This is a genomic window from Pseudoduganella sp. S-14, from assembly GCF_049913285.1.
Taxonomy (GTDB): Bacteria; Pseudomonadota; Gammaproteobacteria; order Burkholderiales; family Burkholderiaceae_D; genus Rugamonas.
The window spans coordinates 4374903-4395497 of sequence record NZ_CP183991.1 but is presented as its reverse complement, the minus strand read 5'-3'; the positions used below and the strand labels follow the sequence as shown (position 1 = coordinate 4395497).

General features: G+C 61.5%; 21 protein-coding genes and 6 tRNA genes. 21 read left to right on the top strand and 6 right to left on the bottom strand.

What is annotated here, in order from left to right; all coding sequences use genetic code 11:
* Positions 1-5 precede the first annotated feature (5 nt).
* Genes ACN9MZ_RS20060 through ACN9MZ_RS20050 form a run of 3 tightly spaced genes read right to left on the bottom strand, consistent with a single transcriptional unit; the run spans position 6 to position 2214 of the window.
* The gene (locus tag ACN9MZ_RS20060; protein WP_426338695.1) at positions 6-926 is read right to left on the bottom strand and encodes a segregation and condensation protein A; all 921 of its coding nucleotides are present in this window, start codon (positions 924-926) and stop codon (positions 6-8) included.
* A 20-nt stretch (positions 927-946) separates the two neighbouring features.
* Positions 947-1156, bottom strand: coding sequence for a DUF3460 family protein (locus ACN9MZ_RS20055; RefSeq protein ID WP_426338694.1), 210 nt, complete (start codon positions 1154-1156; stop codon positions 947-949).
* Positions 1157-1206: 50 nt separating this feature from the next.
* Positions 1207-2214: a porin gene (locus tag ACN9MZ_RS20050; protein ID WP_426338693.1), complete on the bottom strand. Its 1008-nt coding sequence runs from the start codon at positions 2212-2214 to the stop codon at positions 1207-1209.
* A 183-nt stretch (positions 2215-2397) separates the two neighbouring features.
* Here ACN9MZ_RS20050 and ACN9MZ_RS20045 point away from each other — a divergent pair, with 183 nt between their 5' ends.
* From ACN9MZ_RS20045 to ACN9MZ_RS20035, 3 genes are read left to right on the top strand one after another with little or no spacing between them, the layout of a single operon-like run.
* On the top strand, positions 2398-2577 hold the full coding sequence (locus tag ACN9MZ_RS20045) for a hypothetical protein (protein ID WP_426338692.1): 180 nt from the start codon (positions 2398-2400) through the stop codon (positions 2575-2577).
* Positions 2578-2606: 29 nt separating this feature from the next.
* Entirely contained in the window at positions 2607-3509 is a 903-nt protein-coding gene (locus ACN9MZ_RS20040) for a DMT family transporter (protein WP_426338691.1), read from the top strand.
* A 35-nt stretch (positions 3510-3544) separates the two neighbouring features.
* Complete coding sequence (locus tag ACN9MZ_RS20035; RefSeq protein ID WP_426338690.1) at positions 3545-3682, top strand: hypothetical protein; 138 nt, start codon at positions 3545-3547, stop codon at positions 3680-3682.
* A 10-nt stretch (positions 3683-3692) separates the two neighbouring features.
* Here ACN9MZ_RS20035 and ACN9MZ_RS20030 read toward each other — a convergent pair whose 3' ends face one another.
* Positions 3693-5840, bottom strand: a complete 2148-nt coding sequence (locus ACN9MZ_RS20030; RefSeq protein WP_426338689.1) for a TonB-dependent receptor — start codon at positions 5838-5840, stop codon at positions 3693-3695.
* Positions 5841-5925: 85 nt separating this feature from the next.
* Between ACN9MZ_RS20030 and ACN9MZ_RS20025 the strand changes: the two genes are divergently transcribed.
* The 4 genes from ACN9MZ_RS20025 to ACN9MZ_RS20010 are packed head-to-tail and all read left to right on the top strand — an operon-like array spanning position 5926 to position 8786.
* A complete protein-coding gene (locus ACN9MZ_RS20025) occupies positions 5926-7083 on the top strand; it encodes a PepSY-associated TM helix domain-containing protein (RefSeq protein WP_426338688.1) in 1158 nt (385 codons plus the stop codon).
* Positions 7080-7241: a hypothetical protein gene (locus ACN9MZ_RS20020; protein WP_426338687.1), complete on the top strand. Its 162-nt coding sequence runs from the start codon at positions 7080-7082 to the stop codon at positions 7239-7241. The genes ACN9MZ_RS20025 and ACN9MZ_RS20020 overlap by 4 nt, the downstream gene beginning before the upstream one ends.
* Positions 7242-7288: 47 nt before the next feature.
* Positions 7289-7615 (top strand): hypothetical protein, encoded by a 327-nt coding sequence (locus ACN9MZ_RS20015; protein ID WP_426338686.1) that lies wholly within the window; start codon positions 7289-7291, stop codon positions 7613-7615.
* The gene (locus ACN9MZ_RS20010; RefSeq protein ID WP_426338685.1) at positions 7605-8786 is read left to right on the top strand and encodes a TonB-dependent receptor; all 1182 of its coding nucleotides are present in this window, start codon (positions 7605-7607) and stop codon (positions 8784-8786) included. The genes ACN9MZ_RS20015 and ACN9MZ_RS20010 overlap by 11 nt, the downstream gene beginning before the upstream one ends.
* Before the next feature lie 48 nt (positions 8787-8834).
* Here ACN9MZ_RS20010 and ACN9MZ_RS20005 read toward each other — a convergent pair whose 3' ends face one another.
* Both ACN9MZ_RS20005 and metG read right to left on the bottom strand, forming a co-directional pair.
* Positions 8835-9314: a GNAT family N-acetyltransferase gene (locus ACN9MZ_RS20005; protein WP_426338684.1), complete on the bottom strand. Its 480-nt coding sequence runs from the start codon at positions 9312-9314 to the stop codon at positions 8835-8837.
* A gap of 2 nt (positions 9315-9316) precedes the next feature.
* Positions 9317-11482: a methionine--tRNA ligase gene (metG, locus tag ACN9MZ_RS20000; RefSeq protein WP_426338683.1), complete on the bottom strand. Its 2166-nt coding sequence runs from the start codon at positions 11480-11482 to the stop codon at positions 9317-9319.
* Between the two features lie 82 nt (positions 11483-11564).
* On the opposite strand from metG, the gene apbC reads away from it, so the two are divergent.
* From apbC to ACN9MZ_RS19930, 14 genes are all read left to right on the top strand, one after another.
* A complete protein-coding gene (apbC, locus tag ACN9MZ_RS19995) occupies positions 11565-12647 on the top strand; it encodes an iron-sulfur cluster carrier protein ApbC (protein WP_426338682.1) in 1083 nt (360 codons plus the stop codon).
* Complete coding sequence (locus ACN9MZ_RS19990) at positions 12647-13720, top strand: WD40/YVTN/BNR-like repeat-containing protein (RefSeq protein WP_426338681.1); 1074 nt, start codon at positions 12647-12649, stop codon at positions 13718-13720. Before apbC ends, ACN9MZ_RS19990 begins: the two co-directional genes overlap by 1 nt.
* Positions 13721-13730: 10 nt before the next feature.
* The gene (locus ACN9MZ_RS19985) at positions 13731-14117 is read left to right on the top strand and encodes a DUF4399 domain-containing protein (RefSeq protein ID WP_426338680.1); all 387 of its coding nucleotides are present in this window, start codon (positions 13731-13733) and stop codon (positions 14115-14117) included.
* Positions 14118-14233: 116 nt separating this feature from the next.
* On the top strand, positions 14234-15628 hold the full coding sequence (gene gltX, locus ACN9MZ_RS19980; protein WP_426338679.1) for a glutamate--tRNA ligase: 1395 nt from the start codon (positions 14234-14236) through the stop codon (positions 15626-15628).
* 75 nt (positions 15629-15703) lie between these two features.
* A tRNA-Ala gene (locus ACN9MZ_RS19975) sits at positions 15704-15779 on the top strand.
* Positions 15780-15815: 36 nt separating this feature from the next.
* Positions 15816-15891, top strand: a tRNA-Glu gene (locus ACN9MZ_RS19970).
* 26 nt (positions 15892-15917) lie between these two features.
* A tRNA-Ala gene (locus ACN9MZ_RS19965) sits at positions 15918-15993 on the top strand.
* A gap of 40 nt (positions 15994-16033) precedes the next feature.
* A tRNA-Glu gene (locus tag ACN9MZ_RS19960) sits at positions 16034-16109 on the top strand.
* A gap of 27 nt (positions 16110-16136) precedes the next feature.
* Positions 16137-16212, top strand: a tRNA-Ala gene (locus tag ACN9MZ_RS19955).
* Between the two features lie 30 nt (positions 16213-16242).
* Positions 16243-16318 (top strand) — tRNA-Glu (locus ACN9MZ_RS19950).
* Positions 16319-16432: 114 nt separating this feature from the next.
* Positions 16433-16936 (top strand): hypothetical protein, encoded by a 504-nt coding sequence (locus ACN9MZ_RS19945; RefSeq protein WP_426338678.1) that lies wholly within the window; start codon positions 16433-16435, stop codon positions 16934-16936.
* Between the two features lie 81 nt (positions 16937-17017).
* Positions 17018-18115 carry a cytochrome c oxidase subunit II gene (locus ACN9MZ_RS19940; protein WP_426338677.1) on the top strand — a complete coding sequence of 366 codons (1098 nt, stop codon included), beginning with the start codon at positions 17018-17020 and terminating at the stop codon, positions 18113-18115.
* An 11-nt stretch (positions 18116-18126) separates the two neighbouring features.
* On the top strand, positions 18127-19938 hold the full coding sequence (ctaD, locus tag ACN9MZ_RS19935) for a cytochrome c oxidase subunit I (RefSeq protein ID WP_426338676.1): 1812 nt from the start codon (positions 18127-18129) through the stop codon (positions 19936-19938).
* Entirely contained in the window at positions 19935-20594 is a 660-nt protein-coding gene (locus ACN9MZ_RS19930) for a bb3-type cytochrome oxidase subunit III (RefSeq protein WP_426338675.1), read from the top strand. Before ctaD ends, ACN9MZ_RS19930 begins: the two co-directional genes overlap by 4 nt.
* Position 20595: the final 1 nt, after the last annotated feature.

Sequence of the window (20595 nt, the reverse complement as noted above, 5' to 3'; positions counted from 1 at the left end):
TTTTTTCAGGCAGGCGAATAAGCCAGGCGCACGTAAATCGGTGCGAACGGCTCCGCCTGGGTAATTTCAATCAGGGTTTCCTTGGCCAGCTCCAGCATCGCCACGAAGTTCACCACCACCACCGGCGGCGGCGATTCCGGGTTGAACAACTCGGTAAATTCGATGAAGCGGCTCGATTGCAGCTTGCGCAGGATGGAAGTCATGTGCTCGCGCACCGACAGTTCCTCGCGGGTGATCTTGTGGTGCTGCTTCAGCGTGGCGCGCTTCATCAGCGTGCGCCAGGCGTCCTGCAAGTCGACCACGGCCACTTCCGGCCAGGTGGGCACCAGGCTTTGTTCGATGAAGATCTGGGTGCGCACGAAGTCGCGGCCGACCTGGGGCAGGGTGTTCAGGTCGTAGGCGGCCAGCTTGATCTGCTCGTATTCGAGCAGGCGGCGCACCAGTTCCGCGCGCGGGTCTTCTGCTTCCACGTCGAGGTCGTGCTGGCGCTGCGGTAGCAGCAAGCGCGACTTGATCTCGATCAGCATGGCCGCCATCAGCAGGTATTCGGCGGCTAGCTCCAGGTTCGACTTGCGGATTTCCTCCACGTAGCTCAGGTATTGCAGCGTTACCTGGGCCATCGGGATGTCGAGGATGTTGAAGTTCTGCTTGCGGATCAGGTACAGCAGCAAGTCCAGCGGGCCTTCAAACGCTTCGAGGATGACTTCCAGCGCATCGGGCGGGATGTAGAGGTCGTTCGGCAGCTTGAGCACCGGCTCGCCGTACAGGCGTGCAAATGCGGCGCCTTCGGCTTCCGCCGGGGCGCTTGCGTCGGGTGGCGCGTCGTCCGCGCCGCTGCCTGGTCCGCCTGCGTCAGGCGGCAAATCCGCGGCGACGGCCAGTTCTGCCTGTTCGGCCTGTTCGTCCACCGCGTCTTTTGGCGACATGCTGTGTGCCGTCCCGGCTCTTATACCTTGTTCTGGTACACGTAAGCCTGTTGCTTGACGGTCGAAGCCTTGTTGCGGGCCTGGTCGTCCAGCGAAGTCATTGGCTTGTCCCACAGGATGGCGCGGCCGGCTTGCTGGCCAGCTTCCATTTGCGGGTTCTTGGCCTTCAGGTCCTTGATGAACAAGGTATGGTCGGACTCGTATTTGTGATTCTGCTTGAGGAATTTCATATTGTAAAAATAACTGGGTTCAGCAACGGACATTTTACCGTCTTTTCTCGTCAGAAACGATGCCGGATGCCAGCGACGTAGGTATTTCCCTTGCTAGCGTTGCTAATCTTGTCGTACATGAGCACCGCATACAGGTCGGTGCGCGGCGAAACGTTGTAATCGTAACCAGCGGCGCCAGTGTCGCGGTGGAATTCCGGCACGACTTTGGCCTTCTCCGTCAGGCGTGACCAGGCCACCATCCAGCGCCCCGCGCCGCCATGGGTTGGGATGGTGAAGCCGGCGTGCACCGAATGGGCGTCGCGTTCGCTCACCTTGGCCTGGTGGTCGGAATAGGAAGCGAACAGCTTGATCGCCTTGAAGTCATAGGAAGCCGCAGCCAGGTAGGTCCGCTGTTCCGGCACGGCAGCGCTCAGGCCGGGCCCAAAGCGCACGTTCACTGCGCCCACCGTCACAGCCAGTTCCTTGCCGACATGTTTGGCGACTGCCGCCCAGTTGTTGTTATGTGCACCGGGCTGTTCGCCCAGCGAGTACTGGGCGACGAAGGTGGTGTCATATACCGGGTTGGAAGCATATTGGATCGAGTTGCTCCAGCCGGTATCGCCCAGGGTCGCATTGCCGCCGACTGCGGTATAAATCTGGTTGATCAGCGGAGAAAAGCGGGTCGAGGGCCCGAACGGGTTGATCTGGCCGGCGGCGACAAACAGGGGGTTGGCAATGCGCCCCAGGCGCACCAGGCCAAAATTGGCGGCCAGGCCGACGTTGGCATTACGTGCAAATATTGCCTCGCCGGGGAAGCGGCCTGCCTCGCCGGTATCGCCGCGGAAGAAGCCTTCGATCTGGAACTGGGCTTTCAGGCCGCCGCCCAGCGCTTCGGTGCCGGAGAACCCATAATAGGAAGTGATCATGCCGCCGCTGTTGACCGCGTTCACGGCCTGCGGCGCGCTGGCCGTCGCGGTGCGGCCGGCGAAGGCGTCGACCACGCCGTAAATCGTGACCTGGGTTTGCGCCGAAGCGGCGACGGGGAGGAGGAGGGTGATCGCGGGGAGCAGTCGTTTCATGGATACCTTCTTAATATTGTTGTTTAGGCCTCGTGCTGCGCCCCCATTGTCACTGCTGCCCTGCCCGCCGACAAGTGAATCTTCCCCGGGCGTGGGCGGGGAGCCACGCCCGGTTTGCCAGCGCACAGACTTGCACCTGTGCGCAAGCGACAGTAAGGACTCGATTCGGCAAAGGAGAACGCCATGACCCAGAGCAAACAACTCAGCAAACAGAACCGCCAATCGGTGCAGAACGTCGAGTCCGACCAGACGGGCAACAAGAACACCGCCAAGCGCAATACAAAGAACGAGCAGTCCCGCACCAAGGCCGGTAGCGACGAAGGCGCGGGAGGCGGGGCAAAACAGAAGGCCAAGCGCGGTTAGTTCAGAAATAGCGTATCCTTGCGGGCACAATGAAAGCCCGCACAGCAATACTCCTGACCATACCGCCACTGCTTTGGGCAGGCAATGCGGTCGTCGGGCGCTTGGTCGCACACGAGGTGCCGCCGATCCTGCTGAACTTCCTGCGCTGGGCAATTGCGTTTGTCTTGCTGCTGCCCTTCGCCGGGCCGATTTTCCGCCGTGGCAGCGGGCTGTGGGCGAACTGGCAACGCTTTACCTGGCTGGGATTGCTCGGGATCGGGCTCTACAACGCCCTGCAATACCTCGCCCTGCAGAGTTCCACACCCATCAATGTGACTCTGGTGGCGTCAGGCATGCCAGTCTGGATGATGCTGACCGGCTGGCTGTTTTTCGACGCTGGTGTCGCGCGGCGCCAGGTTGCGGGTGCGGTGTTGTCAATTGCCGGGGTGTTATTGGTATTGGCGCGTGGTGAATGGACCCATTTAATGGAATTGCGCCTGGTGGCCGGCGATATATTCATGATCCTGGCCACGATTGCGTGGTCAATATATAGCTGGCTGTTAACCCGCACGACGGGTCCCGCCGATATTCGCGGGCATTGGGCGAATTTCCTGCTGGCGCAAGTCGCATTTGGCGCGATTTGGTCTGGATTATTTGCCGCCGGTGAGGCTGTCATTTCCGCAGCTGTTATGCACTGGAGCTGGCCTTTATTCGCCGCGCTGCTGTATGTCGCAATCGGACCGGCGATTATTGCGTTTCGGTGCTGGGGCGCCGGCGTTCAACAGGCTGGACCGGCAGTCGCTGCATTCTTTGTCAACCTGACGCCATTATTTACGGCGTTGCTGTCGTCCTTGATTCTCGGCGAAGCGCCGAGGATTTATCACGCCATCGCATTTATCCTGATTGTCGGCGGGATTATTGTCTCCGCCGGCCGTGCGCCAGCCCGGCGTTAAATCTGATAATTTCAAATTTTCCGCCGGAGGTTGCCATGCGTATCCTCGTTCCCGCCGCGCTGGTCGCGGCACTGCTCGTTTCCGCCTGCCAGAAGCCGCCGCCCAAACCGCCCAAGCCCATAGCAGCGCTGGAGTTCGGGGACGGCCAGTTATTGGCGCATTCAGGCCAATAACTGGCGCATATCAGAAATCGATGCTGGCCGAAACGGTTGCTGTGCGCGGCGCGCCGGCAACCAGGTAGCCGGCGCCGGGATAACCGCCCGCCGATGCCCAGTAATTGCGGTCGAAGGCATTATCGAGGCGGGCACGGAAGGTCACGTTGCGCTCTGAAATACGGATTGCATAATTCAGGCCAAGGTCAATGCGATTCCATGATGGTAATGGCTGCTGGTTGGCGCCATCGGCAAATTGCCTGGACGTATGTACCGCGCGCGCGTTCAAGGTCAGGCCAGGTACGGCATTCAAATCCCATTCTCCGCCAATATTCAGCTGGGTTTTCGGCACGCCAATGACCTCCTTGCCCTGGTTAATTGCGCCGGCAGTGCGGCGTTGTTTGGCGTCCAACAGGGTCAGGCCGCCCAGCAGGCGCACGCCGCGCATCGGATTGCCGAATACCGATAATTCCAGGCCGCGATTGCGCTGCTCCCCGAAAACACCGAAATGGCGGTTTTCGACATAAGCCGACGGCATGCCGGTGGAAAATACGGCAGCGCTGAATCCCAGCGAGCCGGTATCGAATTTCACGCCCAGTTCTTTCTGCCGCGACGTGTAGGGTGAGAAAGTTTCGCCGACATTATCGATGTCGGTGCCCGATGCGACCGGACCCTGCTGCAAGCCTTCGACGTAGTTGGCATAGAGCGATACCCCGTTGACCGGTTTGAAAACAATACCGGCCATCGGCGAGACGGCGCTTGCGTCGTAGGCGGCATTTTCGGCGCCAGTGTTGTAGTCGTAGCCAAACACCTTCATCGACTGGTGGCGGACACCTGCGGTCAGCAGCCATCGGCCCTGGTCAAGCGACACGGTGTCGGCAAGGGCGTAGCTGGACAGGATGCTCTTGCTGGTGACCAGCGGCTCCTCCATTTTGCCGCCAGTGAAGAAATCGGCGGCTGGCGCTGCCACGTCCACCGGGCGGTAAATATTGGTCGCAAACCCGGGCAAGGAGTTGCTCATTGCGTAAGCGTTCTTCGACTGCTGCCAGTAACCGGACAAGGTCGCGCTCAGGCTGTGGCTGATGGCGCCGGTTTGCAGCTTGCCGCGCAGGCCGGCCTCGCCAGTGCGCACGCGGTCTTTGCGGGCATTGTCAAATCGGAACATGGTGGCGCTGCCGTCGCTGGCGCTGACTGTCGGCGAAGCGAGGATATTGAATTCCTTGCCGCTGCGGACACCCAAAGCGGCCCAGGCCACGGCGTCTTTGGCCAGGTCGATTTCGCCGCGCAGGGTGCCGAAGGTGTCGCGCTCTTCCGAAGTGGTCCAGTCCTGGGCAAAATTGGACGAGGCATCGGGAGCGACTGGCAGGGCAATGCCCGGCGCCAGGGTCACGCTTGGACGGGCCCCGGTCAATGCGTGGGATTGGTGGCCGATGTCGGCCGACAGGCGATAGCCATTGCCGCGGTAGTCCAGGCCCGCTGACAGCGCGCTCAGCTCGCGGCCTTCGCGGTCGATCGCGGTGCCGCCATCACGGAGCACGGCGTTGATGCGCAGCCCGGTACGCTGCTCGGGCCCGAAGCGGCGCCCCAGGTCCAGCGCAGCATAACCCTGGCCGCCCGATTCGGCGCCAATGGTCAGCGATGTCAGGTCGCGGTTGCCGGCGCGCTTGGGCAGCAGGTTGATGGTGCCGCCGATGCCGCCACCGCCCGGCTGGGCGCCGTTGATGAAAGTGTTCGCGCCACGGAAGACTTCCACGCGCTCCAGCAGCTCGGAGGCGACAAACTGGCGCGGCAGCATGCCGTACAGGCCGTTATAGGCCAGGTCGTCCGAATTGACGGCAAAGCCGCGGATCACGTACAGCTCCTGGTAATTACCGAAGCCGCGCGCCACCCGCACGGACGGATCGTTCTGCAGCACGTCGGCCACCGAGCGTGCCTGCTGGTCCTGGATCAAGGCCTGGGTGTAATTGGTCGTATTGAACGGCGTGTCCATCATGTCCAAGTTGCCCAGCAGGCCGAGACGGCCGCCGCGAGCGACCTGGCCGCCGGCATACGCCTTGGGCAGGCCTTCGGCCGAGGCGTCGGCAGATGCGCTGACGACCACGGTCTGCATGTCCTGGGCGATTACTGGACTGCTTGCCTGGATGGCGGCTGCGAAGGCGAGGGGAGTAAGTTTGTACATGAAGACTAGCCAAAATTAGTTGCTGAATGTAATATCTTAGACGAAATGCGAATCGTTCGCATTTACATAGTTTAACAATTTCCCGATGAGCCCGAAAAATACCCGCCTCTGGGCGTGGATCCACAAATGGAGCAGCCTGGTCTGCACCCTCTTCATGCTGCTGCTTTGTCTGACCGGGCTGCCGCTGATCTATCACCACGAGATCGGCCATGTGATGGGCTACGAGACGGAAGCGCCGCAAATGCCGGCAAACGCCCCCAAAGCCAACATCGACGACATCATCGCGGCGGGCAAAGCCCTGTACCCCGGCAAGATCATGATGTACATGTCGCAAGAGGCCGATGAGCCGAACATCTGGAACCTGACCCTGGGCGACCATCCCACGGACGAGAACTTCAAGCCGGTCGCGGTCGATGCGCGCACGGCCAAGGTCCTGGCGCAGCATAATTTCGAGGACACCTTCCTGGGCATGATGTTCCACCTGCACGTGGACTTGTATGCGGGCCTGTGGGGCAAGCTGTTCCTCGGTTTCATGGGCTTGCTGCTGGTTGTGGCGATCATTTCCGGCGTGGTCTTGTACGCGCCATTCATGCGCAAGCTCGATTTCGGCACGGTGCGGCGCGACCGTGCTCCGCGCCTGAAATGGCTGGACATGCATAACCTGCTGGGCATCGTGACGCTGGTCTGGGCGTTGGTGGTGGGTGCGACCGGCATGATCAATACCTGGGCCGACCTGTTGCTCAAGTACTGGCAGGTCACGGAAATGGCGGAAATGGTGGCGCCCTACAAGAACCTGCCACCGCCGTCGAAGCTGGCGTCGATGCAAGATTCCATGCAGCGCGCACTGGCGGCCGAACCGGGCATGAAGATCGGCTTTGTGGCTTTCCCCGGGACGCCATTCACCAGCGCGCATCACTACGGCATCTTCATGCGCGGCGACCAGGCGCTGACCTCGCGCCTGTACAAGCCGGTGCTGGTCGATGCGCAGACGGCGCAAGTCACCGACAATCGCGACTTGCCGTGGTATCTGACTGCGCTGCTGGTCTCGCAGCCGCTGCACTTCGGTGATTACGGCGGCCAGGCCATGAAGCTGCTGTGGGCCTTGCTCGACATTGCCACGATCATCGTGCTGGGCAGCGGCCTGTACCTGTGGTTCAAGCGCGGTGTCGCCGCGGGCGCCAACACGGCCTCCGCCGATATGGCCGAGGTACCGGCAGCAGCGCTGGAAGGAGCTGCGAAATGAACTGGAAACTGTGGGGCGCCCCGATCGCCCTCGGCGTCTCGACTACCATCGGCCTGGTTTCCGCGCTGCTAGGGGATGGTTGGCTGGACGCCATCTCCGCCGTGACCCTCGGCGCACCGGTCGCGGTCGGCATCTGGTACGGCTGGCGGCGTAGCTGAAATTCCTTGATCCAGCTTAAGCGGGAAAGGGGCGGCTCAAAACTAGAATGACCCGTTTCAACCCCACCCGGATTTCCCTCGCCGTTGCCGCCGCACTCTCCGCCTGCACTGCTTTTGCCGATGACTCCCAAGTACTGCCGCAAGTGAATGTGCATGCGGCGGCGGAGCAGGGCTATGCCCAGCAGTCGACTTCGACCGCCACCAAGACCGACACGCTGCTGCGCGACGCGGGCGGCGTGATCAACCGCGTGACCAAGCAGGCGCGCTACCAGCCGGTGCGTGAAGCCGTACTCAGTTACGGCTCCGACAGCCAGAAGCGTGCCGCCATCGACATTGGCGATGCCATCAATCCCGAGTGTCGCCGTGCGCGTTAACGCAATGCTGGAAGACTCGGACAGCTTCCGCAACGGCATGCACCTGGAGCGCAAGGGCATCAACCCTACCGCCACCTGGCGCGCCGGCCGCGGCAGCGTGCTCAGCGTGGCATATGAACGTTTCCAGGACGAGCGTGTTGGCGACCGCGGCGTCCCCTCCTTTAACGGTCCGCCGTACGACGCCGATGCCTCGACCTTCTTTGGCAATGCAGGCCTGAGCCCGAATGCCGTGCACCTGAACGCGTTCACGGCGCTGCTGGAGCATGATTTTAGCAACGGCCTGCTGCTGCGCAACCGCACGCGGTTTGCGGACTACGACAAGTATTACCAGAACGTGTTTGCTGGCGGCGCGGTATCGGCCACCACGGGCCGCCTGGCGGTTGGCGCCTATCGCGACGAGACCAGGCGCGAAAACCGCTTCAACCAGACGGATTTGAAATACGCGCTGGCTACTGGGACTATTCGCCATAAGCTCGCCTTCGGCTTCGAGTTCGGCCGCCAGGAAACGGATGGCGTGCGCCGCAATGGCGTCTTCCCGGGCGCGACGCCGACCATGCCGGCTACCGATCCGATTTACACGGGTGGCATCAGCTTTGCAGCGGTCAATTCCAGCAATTCCAGTATCGCCGACGTCGCTTCGGCCTATGTACAGGACCAGGTCGAGTTTTCGCCGCAATGGCAGGCTGTGCTGCGCGTGCGCTACGACCGTTTCAGCGTTGACCATACCAATCGCTTGGCCAACACTGAAATCGATGTTAGCGATACGCCGGTCTCGCCGCGCGCGGGCCTGATGTATAAACCTGTGCCGGCCGTGTCGATCTATGCCAGCTACAGCCGCGCATTCGCACCGCGCAGCGGCGACCAGCTGACGTCCCTGAGCGTGACCAACAAAACTTTCGACCCGGAGGAGTTCAGCAACTATGAAGCGAGCGTCAAGTGGGACGTGGCGCCGGGACTGTCGGCGACCGCCGCAGCATACAAGCTGGATCGCACGAACGTGATTGTGCCCGGCCCGGTAGCCGGCACCAGCATCCTGGTGGATGGGCAGCGCAGCAAAGGCGTGGAACTTGGCCTGACCGGCCAGCTTACCCGCATCTGGAGCGTGGCGGGCGGCTACGCCTACCAGGATGCCAAACTGACAGCGGACCAGTCGGCGACCGTGAAGTTCTGATCGGGCTGGCCTTTTACTCCCGTCCGGCTCTGCGGGCGGGAGATCGAATCAGTGGCGCAGCAGGCGGCGCATGACCAGCGGGGCTGGTTCCAGCGGGTTGGCGTGCGAGTATTCGAGTTCCTCGGCCAGCGTGAATTCGTAGGCGGTGTAGAAGTCGATCAGCTTGGGCTGGTCGCTGCGCACGGCGAGGCGCAATTCTTCGATGCCGGCGGCCAGGGCGTGGTGGATCACGGCTTCCAGCAGATGCTGCGACAGGTTGGTGCCGCGGTAGTCGGCCACCACGCCCATGCGCAGGATTTCCCACACATCCGGTTCGGCGTCGAGCGGCAGCCAGCGCACGGAGCCGATCGGCGTGTCGCCGTCGAGCAAAATAAAACCGCCGCCGTCGCGCAGGTGATCGGCGACGTTGACGGCGGTTTCACGGTGTCCGCTGGAGGTGACGTTGACCTTGCCGGCCCACGCTTTGCGCGTGAGCTCGGCGATCAGGGGCGCATCTTCAGCAGTTGCTTCGCGGACGATTATGTCCATGCTTAGCTGATGCGCATGCCCGGCGTGGCGCCCGGCCATGGATTGAGGATGTAGATGCCTGGATTGGACTTCTCATCGACCGCCGAGGCGGCCATGACCATGCCTTCCGAGACACCGAACTTCATCTTGCGTGGCGCCAGGTTGGCAACCAGGACGGTCAGCTTGCCGACCAGGTCTTCTGGCTGGTACATCGACTTGATGCCGGAGAAGACGTTGCGGTGGCGGCCTTCGCCCGCATCCAGCGTCAGACGCAGCAGCTTGTCGGAACCTTCCACGTGTTCGCAGTTGACGATCTTGGCAATACGCAGGTCGACCTTGAAGAAATCGTCGGCCGAGATTTCAGGGGCGATGACTTCGATGCCGGTTTCGGTGACGGCAGGGGCAGCGGGGGCCTTGGATTTGGCGGCTTTCTCAGACTTGGCTGCGACGGCTGCAGGAGCGGCGGCGGCCGGCGCAGGCGCGTCAAACAGGTCCTCGATCATCTTCGCGTCCACGCGGGTCATCAGATGGCTATAGGCGCCGATGGTGCGGCCCAGCAGCGGCTGCCATGCGGCGCCCGATGCCACCGAAGTATCGGCCCAGGTGTAAGCTGCATCGTTCAGGAAGGTGCGCACGTTGCTTGCAACGCCCGGCAGCACTGGCGACAGCAGGATGGTCAGCTGGCGGAACAGGATCAAGGCGGTGGTGCAGACGTCGTGCAGTTCGGCCAGCTTGGTGTCGTCCTTGGCCAGTACCCACGGTTTGTTCTCGTCGACGAAGCGGTTTGCCACGTCGGCGATTTCCATGATTTCACGCAGGGCCTTGCCGAACTCGCGCGATTCGAAGTTGGCAGCGATGGCGGCCTGGCGCTCGGCGCCATCTTCAGCGACCAGTGCCTTCCTGATCCACTCTTGCGAGGAAGCGGACAGTTCGGAAGCCAGCTTGCCGTCGAACTTCTTGGCGATGAAGCCAGCGCAACGGGAGGCGATGTTGACGAACTTGCCGATCAGGTCAGAGTTCACGCGCGCCACGAAGTCGTCACCGGTGAAGTCCAGGTCTTCGACGCGGGAGTTCAGCTTGTAGGCCAGGTAGTAGCGCAGCCATTCCGGATTCATGCCCAGGTTCAGGTAGCGCAGCGGCGAAATGCCGGTGCCGCGCGACTTGGACATTTTCTCGTTGTTCACGGTCAGGTGGCCGTGCACGGCAACCTTCATGCGGTCGATGGTCGGGTGCTTGGCAAATTGCAGCATCGCAGGCCAGAACAGCAGGTGGAAGGACACGATGTCCTTGCCGATGAAGTGAATCTGTTCCGTGCCCGGATCGGCCAGCAGCGCCTCGTAGTCGATGCCTTTCTTGCCGCAGTAGTTCTTCAGCGAAGCCAGGTAGCCGACCGGCGCATCGAGCCAGACGTAGAAGTATTTGTTCGGCGCGTCGGGAATCGGGATGCCGAAGTAGGGCGCGTCGCGCGAGATATCCCAGTCCGCCAGCTTTTCGCCAGCTTCGCCCAGCCACTCCGAGACCTTGTTCACCATTTCCGGCTGCAAACGGCCCGGGGTGTTCAGCCAGTCGCGCAGGAACTCGAAGCAGCGCGGATCGGACAGCTTGAAGAAGTACTGTTCCGACGGCTTCAGGATCGGGGTGGCGTTGGTGAAGACCGAATACGGGTTGATCAGGTCAGTCGGCTGGTAAGCAGCGCCGCACACTTCGCAGTTGTCGCCGTACTGGTCCTTGGCGTGGCACTTCGGGCACTCGCCCTTGATGTTGCGGTCGGCCAGGAACATGCCCTTGACCGGGTCGAAGAAGCGGTCAACGGTCTTGGTCTGGATCAGGCCAGCTTCGCGCAGCTTGCGGTAGATGCCCTGGGACAGCTCCACGTTTTCCGGCGAATCGGTGGAATACCAGTTATCGAAAGCGATATGGAAGCCGTCCAGGTACTGCGGGCGGCCGGCGGCGATCTTGGCCACGAATTCCTGCGGGGTGATGCCTTCTTTTTCAGCGGCGATCATGATCGGGGTGCCGTGGGTGTCATCGGCCCCCACGAAGTGCACTTCCCGCAAACCGTCGCCTTCGGCCTGCATTCGCTGGAAACGGACCCAGATGTCGGCCTGGATGTACTCCATCATGTGGCCGATGTGGAAGGCAGCGTTTGCGTATGGCAGGGCAGTGGTGACGAACAGCTTGCGAGTCATAATTGATGCGCTTGTAAGGTGGATAAAAAGAGCATTTTACCAGCGGATGCGCTAGACTGCGCCATCACCAATGGAGAATTGCATGAGTATCACCGTAGATGACGTCAAATCAGCACTGTCCAAAGTAATTGACCCTAATGCAAACAAGGACTTTGTTTCCTCCAAATCGGTCCGCAACCTGAAGGTCGAGGGGGGCGAAATCAGCCTGGATATCGAACTGGGCTACCCGGCCAAGTCGCAAATCGAATCGATCCGCGCCAATGTGCTGGCTGCCTTGCAGCCGCTGGGCGCGAAAGTGAACCTGAACATCGCCAGCAAGATCATTTCCCACTCGGTGCAGCGCGGCCTGAAGCTGATGCCGAACGTGAAGAATATCATCGCCGTTGCTTCAGGCAAGGGGGGCGTCGGTAAATCGACCACCGCTGTCAACCTGGCGCTGGCGCTGGCCGCCGAAGGCGCGTCCGTCGGCGTGCTGGATGCCGATATTTACGGCCCGTCTCAGCCGATGATGCTGGGCGTTTCCGGCCGCCCGACCACCTCCGACGGCAAGACCATGGACCCGATGGAAGGCCATGGCATCCAGGTTTCCTCGATCGGTTTCCTGATCGATCCGGACGAGCCGATGGTGTGGCGCGGCCCGATGGTCACCCAGGCCCTGCAGCAATTGCTGGAACAGACCAACTGGCGCGACCTGGACTACTTGATCGTCGATATGCCGCCTGGTACCGGCGACATCCAGTTGACCCTGTCCCAGAAGGTGCCGGTGACCGGCGCCGTGATCGTCACCACGCCGCAGGATATCGCGCTGCTGGACGCGCGCAAGGGCTTGAAGATGTTCGAGAAAGTCGGCATCCCGATCCTGGGCGTAGTGGAGAACATGAGTACCCATATCTGCTCGAACTGCGGCCATGTGGAAGAGATCTTTGGGCACGGCGGCGGCGAGAAGATGTGCGCTGACTTCGGCGTGGACTTCCTGGGCGCATTGCCGTTGAAGCTGGCGATCCGCGAACAGGCGGATTCCGGCAAGCCGACTGTGGTCGCCGAGCCGGATAGCGCCGAAGCGGCAATCTACAAGGCCATCGCACGCAAGGTAGCGGTGAAGGTGGCCGAAAAGGCCAAGGATATGAGCAGCAAATTCCCTAGCATCGTCATCAAGCACGACTGATGCTGCGCGCCATCCCTTGCGCGGTACTTGCCGCACTGGCCGGTTGTTCGGCATTGCCACCGGTTGCCGAGGCGCCTGCGCCAGCTCGTGCGGCAGCATGGGTGCCGCAGCAGCACGCTGCCACCACCGAGCTGCGCGGCCTGTCTGTCCTGAACGACAAGGTGGCGTGGGCCAGTGGCGCCAAGGGTACCGTGCTGCGCACAGTGGATGGCGAACATTGGACGCTACATGCGGTGCCCGGCGCGGAAGCTTTCGACTTCCGCGATATCGAGGCATTTGACGCCAACACGGCGATCGTGATGGGCGCCGGACCCGGTGCGGCCTCCCGCATGTACCGCACGCGTGACGGTGGCGCCACCTGGCAACTGCTGATCGTGAACAACGATGCTGAGGGCTTCTGGGATGCCATGGCGTTCTGGGATGCCCGTAACGGCGTCGTGTTTGGCGACCCGGTGCGCGGCGCCTTCCAGGTCCTCGTGACCGGCGACGGCGGCGAAAGCTGGCAGGCGGTGAACGACCCTGACGGCCTGGCTGCGCTGCCGCAGGAGGGCGCCTTCGCCGCCAGCGGCACCTGCCTGAGTGTGGGCGGGAAGGCCGATGCATGGTTTGTCACCGGTGGCGCAGCCCAGTCGCGGATATTTCGCTCCGTTAACCGAGGGCAAAGCTGGCAAGTGGCGACGCTGCAGATTCCGGCTGCCGCAGCAAGCAAGGGCGCGTTCTCGGTTGGTTTTGCCGGCAACGGGCGCGGCATCGTTGCAGGCGGCGACTACAAGGAGCCATCGCTGGAAACGCTGAATGGCGCCATCAGTAGCGATGGCGGGGCAGGCTGGTCGCCCGCGCCGATCCTGCCTGCCGGCTTCATGTCGGCAGTGGTGCCTGTGCCCGGGACGAGCAGCACTTTCGTGGCCGTTGGCCTGGCCGGCTCGGGCTATACCCGCGACGGCGGCAAAAGCTGGACAATTATCGAAAAGGAAACGAAACTGAACGCCGTTGGCTTTTCAGCTTCCGGCGCCGGATGGGCAGTCGGGCCGAAAGGCTTGATCGTCAAATACGTTGGACCCCCTCTCAGATAAGGAGACAGATATGCAGAAGATTCTGGCCGCATTGGCAATGGCCCTGGTGGCAGGCACCGCTGCCGCGCAAACGGTGGACTTCACCGAGCCTAAGAACGGCGCGGTAGTCAGCAGCCCCTTCAAGGTCAAGTTCGCGGTCACCGGCATGGAAGTGAAGCCAGCCGGCACCATGGATAGCAACACCGGCCACCACCACCTGCTGATCAACGGTGACAGCATGAAGGTTGGCGAATCGATCCCCTTCGACGAGACCCACCTGCACTTTGGCAAAGGCCAGACCGAAACCGACGTCACCCTGCCGCCAGGCACCTACAAACTGACCATGCAATTCGCCAACGGCGCCCACCAAAGCTACGGCCCCGGCCTGTCCAAGAGCATCACCGTCACTGTCAAGTAACTGTTGAAAGTCGGGGTCAGGTCTGGCAATCGGACAAAATGTCCGATTGCCAGACCTGACCCCGACTTTCATTACAGGTAGAATTACGCCTTTATATTTTTCGCTTCCCACTCGAAATGACTCAAGTCCGTACCCGTTTCGCACCTAGCCCAACCGGTTTCCTGCACCTTGGCGGCGCACGCACTGCGCTGTATTCCTGGGCTTTCGCACGCCACTTCGGCGGTACTTTCGTGCTGCGTATCGAAGACACCGACCTGGAGCGTTCGACCCCGGAAGCGGTGCAGGCGATCCTGGATGGCATGGAGTGGCTCGGCCTGCAGCATGACGAAGGCCCGTTCTACCAGATGAAGCGGATGGACCGTTACCGCGAAGTGGTGGCGCAGATGCTGGCTGCCGGTACCGCCTACCATTGCTATTCGTCGCCGGAAGAAGTGCAGGCCATGCGCGACAAGGCGACTGCCGCCGGCGAAAAGCCGCGCTACGACGGCACCTGGCGTCCGGAAGAGGGCAAGACCCTGCCGCCGGTGCCGGCTGACCGCAAGCCTGTGGTGCGGTTCAAGAATCCGCTGGATGGCGAGGTGAGCTGGACTGACGTGGTCAAGGGCCCGATCACCATTTCCAACAAGGAGCTGGACGACCTGGTCATCGCCCGCCCGGACGGCACTCCAACCTATAACTTCTGCGTTGCGGTGGACGATTGGGATATGCAGATCACCCACGTGCTGCGCGGTGACGACCACGTGAACAACACGCCGCGCCAGATCAACATCCTGCGCGCCATCGGCGCCAAGCTGCCGGAATACGGCCACCTGCCGATGATCCTGGGCTCGGACGGCGCCAAGCTATCCAAGCGCCACGGCGCCGTCAGCGTGATCGACTACGCGGACAAGGGCTACCTGCCGGAAGCCATGCTGAACTACCTGGCGCGCCTGGGCTGGTCGCATGGCAACGATGAGCTGTTCTCGATGGAGCAGTTCACCGAATGGTTCAACCTGGAAAGCCTGACGGCGTCGTCGGCGCAGTTCGACTTCGACAAGCTGGCCTGGGTCAACAATCACTGGATCAAGCAAGCCGACAATGCCCGCCTGGCCGAACTGGCCAGGAAGCCGCTGCTGGCTGCCGGCGCCGTCTTCGAAGGCGCGCCTGAACTGGCCACCGTGATCGGCCTGCTGAAGGACCGCGCCAACACCATCGTCGAACTGGCTGACGCTGCAATGCTGTTCTACCGCGCGCCCAACCCTGAGGCGGCCCTGATGGCCCAGCATTACACCGATGCCGTCAAGCCTGCCGTGGCCGACTTCGCCGCCCGCATCGCTACTGTCGAGTGGACCAAGGAGGCGATTGCCGCCATGATCAAGGAAGTGCTGGCTGCACACGGCCTGAAAATGCCTCAGCTGGCCATGCCGCTGCGCCTGATGGTGGCCGGCCAACTGCAGACGCCTGCCATCGATGCTGTGCTGCAATTGTTTGGACGCGACACCGTGGCAGCCCGCTTGAGCAAGTTTGCGTAAATAATTTCGACAATCTTGCAAATTAGCATTTGCAATTTAAAGAAGGGCTGCTATACTTCTGTCTCCTTCGAAAACGGGGGTATAGCTCAGCTGGGAGAGCGCTTGCATGGCATGCAAGAGGTCAGCGGTTCGATCCCGCTTACCTCCACCAGTTTAGCGAAGGAAATGCAGTAGAAAGTAGTCCAGGGTCCCCATCGTCTAGAGGCCTAGGACATCACCCTTTCACGGTGAGTACCGGGGTTCGAATCCCCGTGGGGACGCCAAGAGCAGTAACAATCTGTGCCAGCATGGGGGTATAGCTCAGCTGGGAGAGCGCTTGCATGGCATGCAAGAGGTCAGCGGTTCGATCCCGCTTACCTCCACCAACGCGGCAGAGATTGATAGTAGTAACGGAAAGTCCATATGGTCCCCATCGTCTAGAGGCCTAGGACATCACCCTTTCACGGTGAGTACCGGGGTTCGAATCCCCGTGGGGACGCCAAGCTTTTCGCATTATGTTGTGCCCAGGGGGGGTATAGCTCAGCTGGGAGAGCGCTTGCATGGCATGCAAGAGGTCAGCGGTTCGATCCCGCTTACCTCCACCAACAAGGCACAACGTAGCAATCGTCCAACAGGTCCCCATCGTCTAGAGGCCTAGGACATCACCCTTTCACGGTGAGTACCGGGGTTCGAATCCCCGTGGGGACGCCAGCATTTCTTCTTACTTCCATCCAAAACTGCCTAAAAAGCGTGCAAGCTTAACTCCTTTGCATCTTCGTGGTTTGCGTACTAATATGAGTTACGGACCCTGCACAGGAGGAAGTCATGGAACTTCGCGTGTTGCAATCGCATCGCTGGGTGGCGCGCCAGGCTGACTGGACCGCCGCAGCCATCGCCGGTTTCGGAGCCGGCGGCATCCTGATGTTGATGGAGTTGTTATGGGCCACCGTGCAAGGCGGTGACCGATGGCTGACAACCCGGATGGTAGCGGCGATGGTCATGGGCTGGGAGGTGCTGCAAACTTCCGGCTACGATCTGACCGTCGTGATTGCGGCGCTGGCAGTTCACTATATCCTCGGTATTACCTTCGCCATGATGCTGGCTGCCATCATCGCGCCGTTCCAGCTCGACTCGAGCATGGGCCTGGTGGCGCTGACGGGCGCCGCGTTTGGCGTGCTGTTGTATGTACTGAATTTCTACGGCATGTCAGGCGCCTTTACCTGGTTTGCCGAATTGCGAGGATGGACAACCTTTGGCGCCCACGTCGTGTTTGGCGCCTGCTGTGCCGTGTTTTACCGCATGCTTGAGAGGCCAGAAAAACGCGAGTGAATAAGCCTTGGCAAGGTCGCCCCGCCAGTGAGCGGGGCGTAGCCGTGTGTAGTTTCCCCATAACTAACCGGGCTTATCATTATGGCGTTGGCAATCTCCCTCATCCTGATTGTTCTTGGCGCGATTATTTTTCACTGGCTCAGCCCATGGTGGCTGACTCCCATAGCCTCCAACTGGCAGGCGATGGACGATGCTTTGATGATCACGCTCGTGATCTGCGCCGCTCTCTTCATCATCATCCACCTGTTTGTCGCCTACGCCGTGGTCAAGTTCCGCCACCGCGAGGGCCATCGCGCCGCCGCGGAATCGCATAACGGCAAGCTGGAGTGGTGGCTGATCGGCGCCACCTCGCTCGGCATCGTGGCGATGCTGGCGCCTGGCCTGAACGTGTATGCCAAACTGATTTCGCCGCCGGCTGATGCCAGCGTGTTCGAAGTGATGGGCAAACAGTGGGACTGGCATTTCCGGCTGCCTGGCAAGGACAATAAACTCGGCGCGACGGACGTGCGCTTCATCAATGCCACCAATCCCTTCGGCATCAACCCGGAAGATCCGGCCGGGCAGGATGATGTGCTGGTGGACGGCAGCGAGATCCATATTCCGCTCAACCAGCCGGTCAAGGTCATGCTGCGTGCGCAGGACGTGCTGCACGATTTCTACGTGCCGCAATTCCGCACCCGCATGAACATGGTACCAGGCCTGGTGACGCATTTCTGGCTGACGCCAACGCAAACCGGGCGCTTCGAAGTGCTGTGCGCCCAGCTTTGCGGTGTTGGGCATTCGAATATGCGCAGCGCCGTCGTGGTCGAGGAGCAGGCCGTCTACGATGCCTGGCTTGCGAAGCAGCCGACCTTCAGCGGCCATGGCGCCGTGGGCGGTGTCGGCGGCCCTGCGGAGCCGGGCAAGCAGGGCAGGCTGATCGCGCAATCGAAAGGCTGCGTGGCTTGCCACAGCGTAGACGGGGCGCCCAGCGTCGGCCCGACCTGGAAAGGGTTGTTTGGCAGGCAGGAGACGCTGGAAGGCGGCACTACCGTCGCGGTGGATGAAGCCTACCTGAAGCAGTCCATCAACGACCCCAAGGCCAAAGTGGTCAAGGGCTTCCCGAACATCATGCCGCCGAACCAGCTAAGCGATGAAGAAATGGCGGCGATGATCGACTACATCAAGACTGTACGCTGAGGAGACCTCGCATGTCTTATGGTGAAGAACACGGCCACGACGATGACGGCCATCACGCCCCGCAAAGCTTTTGGACCAAATACGTCTGGAGCCAGGACCACAAGGTGATCGCGATCCAGTACACGCTGACAGCGCTGTTCATCGGCACGGTTGGCCTGATCCTGTCGGACCTTATGCGGCTACAGCTTGGTTTCCCCGGCCAATTCAAGTTCATCGACCCGAACAGCTATTACCAGTTCATTACCATGCACGGCATGATCATGGTGGTGTACCTGCTGACGGCATTGTTCCTCGGAGGATTCGGGAATTACCTCATTCCTCTGATGGTCGGTGCGCGCGACATGGTGTTCCCGTTCCTGAACATGCTGTCGTACTGGTTCTACCTGCTGGCGGTGGTCGTGCTGTGCGTGAGCTTCTTCGTGCCGGGCGGGCCGACCGGCGCGGGCTGGACGCTGTATCCTCCGCAAGCGATCTTGCCGGGCACGCCGGGCGTGGAGTGGGGCATTATCGTAATGCTGGTGTCGCTGGCGATCTTCATCGTCGCGGCCACCATGGGCGGCCTGAATTACGTCACCACCGTGCTGCAGGCGCGCACGCGCGGCATGACGCTGATGCGCATGCCGCTATCGGTGTGGGGCATATTCGTGGCGACCATCCTGGCGCTGCTGGCATTCCCGGCACTGTTCGTCAGCGCGGTGATGATGCTGTTCGATAAGGCGCTGCACACCAGCTTCTTCATGCCGGCCCTGGTCTCGATGGGGCAACAGCTCGACTACAAGGGCGGCAGCCCGCTGCTGTTCCAGCACCTGTTCTGGTTCTTCGGCCACCCGGAGGTGTACATCGTGGCCTTGCCTGCCTTTGGCGTGATTTCCGACCTGATCAGCGTGCATGCCCGCAAGTGCATCTTCGGCTACCGCATGATGGTGTGGGCCATCGTGATCATCGGCGGCTTGAGCTTCGTGGTGTGGGCGCACCATATGTATGTCAGCGGCATGCATCCGTGGTTCGGATTCTTCTTTGCGACCACGACCCTGATCATCGCGGTGCCGACTGCGCTGAAGGTCTATAACTGGACCCTGACCTTGTGGCGCGGCGACATCCATTTGACGGTGCCGATGCTGTTCGCCCTGGGCTTTATCAGTACCTTCCTGATTGGCGGGCTGACTGGCCTGTTCCTTGGCAACGTCAGCGTCGATATTCCGCTGTCGAATACCTACTTCGTGGTGGCGCACTTCCATATGGTGATGGGCGTGTCGCCGGTGCTGGCGGTGTTCGGCGGCCTGTATCACTGGTACCCCAAAGTGACGGGCCGCATGTATAGCGAAACGCTGGGCCAGGCGCACTTCTGGATTACCTTTATCGGCGCCTACGCGATCTTTTTCCCGATGCACTATCTGGGCATCCTTGGCATGCCGCGCCGTTACTACGCTTACGAAAATTACGCCTTCATCCCCGAGTCGGCGCATACGCTGAATGCCTTTATCTCGGTGGCGGCGCTGATCGTCGGCGTGGCGCAGTTGCTGTTCCTGTTCAACCTGGCGTGGAGCGCGCGCAAGGGCACCGTGGCAGGGGGCAACCCTTGGCGTGCCGCCAGCCTCGAATGGTACACGCCGCAAACTCCTCCGGAACATGGCAATTGGGGGCCAGAGCTTCCGTCCGTGCATCGCGGCGCCTACGAATATGGCGTCGACGGCCCCGGCGCTGGCGGCGATTACATTCCGCAGAATGCTGGTCCGGAGTACGGTCCGGATCCGCACGCTCCGCCGCCGCATCCTAAGGCGCACCTGACGCCACACCATGACCCGGCGGAGGTGCCGAAATGAGTGCCAATGCAACGTTGCGGGCCGGCGGCGGGATTCCTGGCCAACCAGGAGGCGAGGGCGGCCCGCACGGTGCGCGCGGCAGCGGCCCGGCCTGGCCGGATGACGCGCGCCGCGTCGGACTCTGGGTCTTCATGGTGGTGGTCACTACCTTGTTCGGCCTGTTCGGCGTGGCTTACATGATGCGGGCCGCTTATGAAGACTGGCGTCCCATCGCCTACGTGCCGTGGCAACTGTATTGCAGCACCGGATTGCTGGTGTCATGCAGCCTGGCCTGGGAGCTGGCGCGGCGGCATGCCGCTGCCGGCCGGCGCGAAGCGGCGCGCAGCACTGCGATTGGCGCTCTGGTGTTGTCGGCAATGTTCGTGCTTTCCCAGTTCTATGCCTGGCAGGCGATGACCGCCGCCGACTATGGTGTGGCGGCCAATCCGGCCAACAGCTTCTTCTATCTGATCACCGGCCTGCATGCCGCGCACGTGCTGGGCGGCATGGTGGCTGGAGCGTTTGCAGTGCGCAGGGCGGGAGAGGCGATCGGCCTGTGCGCGCAGTACTGGCATTTCCTGTTTGTCCTCTGGCTGGCGGTGTTCGCCTTGCTGTATCTGGTGACGCCGGACCTGGTCAGGGCCTTCTGCACAACGATAGGCATTCCAGTGAGGTGAG

What these genes read in the sequence shown, in the direction of transcription:
- ACN9MZ_RS20060 (WP_426338695.1), bottom strand. Translation starts at nt 926, where the DNA reads ATGTCGCCAAAAGACGCGGTGGACGAACAGGCCGAACAGGCAGAACTG.
- ACN9MZ_RS20055 (WP_426338694.1), bottom strand. Translation starts at nt 1,156, where the DNA reads ATGAAATTCCTCAAGCAGAATCACAAATACGAGTCCGACCATACCTTG.
- ACN9MZ_RS20050 (WP_426338693.1), bottom strand. Translation starts at nt 2,214, where the DNA reads ATGAAACGACTGCTCCCCGCGATCACCCTCCTCCTCCCCGTCGCCGCT.
- ACN9MZ_RS20045 (WP_426338692.1), top strand. Translation starts at nt 2,398, where the DNA reads ATGACCCAGAGCAAACAACTCAGCAAACAGAACCGCCAATCGGTGCAG.
- ACN9MZ_RS20040 (WP_426338691.1), top strand. Translation starts at nt 2,607, where the DNA reads ATGAAAGCCCGCACAGCAATACTCCTGACCATACCGCCACTGCTTTGG.
- ACN9MZ_RS20035 (WP_426338690.1), top strand. Translation starts at nt 3,545, where the DNA reads ATGCGTATCCTCGTTCCCGCCGCGCTGGTCGCGGCACTGCTCGTTTCC.
- ACN9MZ_RS20030 (WP_426338689.1), bottom strand. Translation starts at nt 5,840, where the DNA reads ATGTACAAACTTACTCCCCTCGCCTTCGCAGCCGCCATCCAGGCAAGC.
- ACN9MZ_RS20025 (WP_426338688.1), top strand. Translation starts at nt 5,926, where the DNA reads ATGAGCCCGAAAAATACCCGCCTCTGGGCGTGGATCCACAAATGGAGC.
- ACN9MZ_RS20020 (WP_426338687.1), top strand. Translation starts at nt 7,080, where the DNA reads ATGAACTGGAAACTGTGGGGCGCCCCGATCGCCCTCGGCGTCTCGACT.
- ACN9MZ_RS20015 (WP_426338686.1), top strand. Translation starts at nt 7,289, where the DNA reads ATGACCCGTTTCAACCCCACCCGGATTTCCCTCGCCGTTGCCGCCGCA.
- ACN9MZ_RS20005 (WP_426338684.1), bottom strand. Translation starts at nt 9,314, where the DNA reads ATGGACATAATCGTCCGCGAAGCAACTGCTGAAGATGCGCCCCTGATC.
- metG (WP_426338683.1), bottom strand. Translation starts at nt 11,482, where the DNA reads ATGACTCGCAAGCTGTTCGTCACCACTGCCCTGCCATACGCAAACGCT.
- apbC (WP_426338682.1), top strand. Translation starts at nt 11,565, where the DNA reads ATGAGTATCACCGTAGATGACGTCAAATCAGCACTGTCCAAAGTAATT.
- ACN9MZ_RS19990 (WP_426338681.1), top strand. Translation starts at nt 12,647, where the DNA reads ATGCTGCGCGCCATCCCTTGCGCGGTACTTGCCGCACTGGCCGGTTGT.
- ACN9MZ_RS19985 (WP_426338680.1), top strand. Translation starts at nt 13,731, where the DNA reads ATGCAGAAGATTCTGGCCGCATTGGCAATGGCCCTGGTGGCAGGCACC.
- gltX (WP_426338679.1), top strand. Translation starts at nt 14,234, where the DNA reads ATGACTCAAGTCCGTACCCGTTTCGCACCTAGCCCAACCGGTTTCCTG.
- ACN9MZ_RS19945 (WP_426338678.1), top strand. Translation starts at nt 16,433, where the DNA reads ATGGAACTTCGCGTGTTGCAATCGCATCGCTGGGTGGCGCGCCAGGCT.
- ACN9MZ_RS19940 (WP_426338677.1), top strand. Translation starts at nt 17,018, where the DNA reads ATGGCGTTGGCAATCTCCCTCATCCTGATTGTTCTTGGCGCGATTATT.
- ctaD (WP_426338676.1), top strand. Translation starts at nt 18,127, where the DNA reads ATGTCTTATGGTGAAGAACACGGCCACGACGATGACGGCCATCACGCC.
- ACN9MZ_RS19930 (WP_426338675.1), top strand. Translation starts at nt 19,935, where the DNA reads ATGAGTGCCAATGCAACGTTGCGGGCCGGCGGCGGGATTCCTGGCCAA.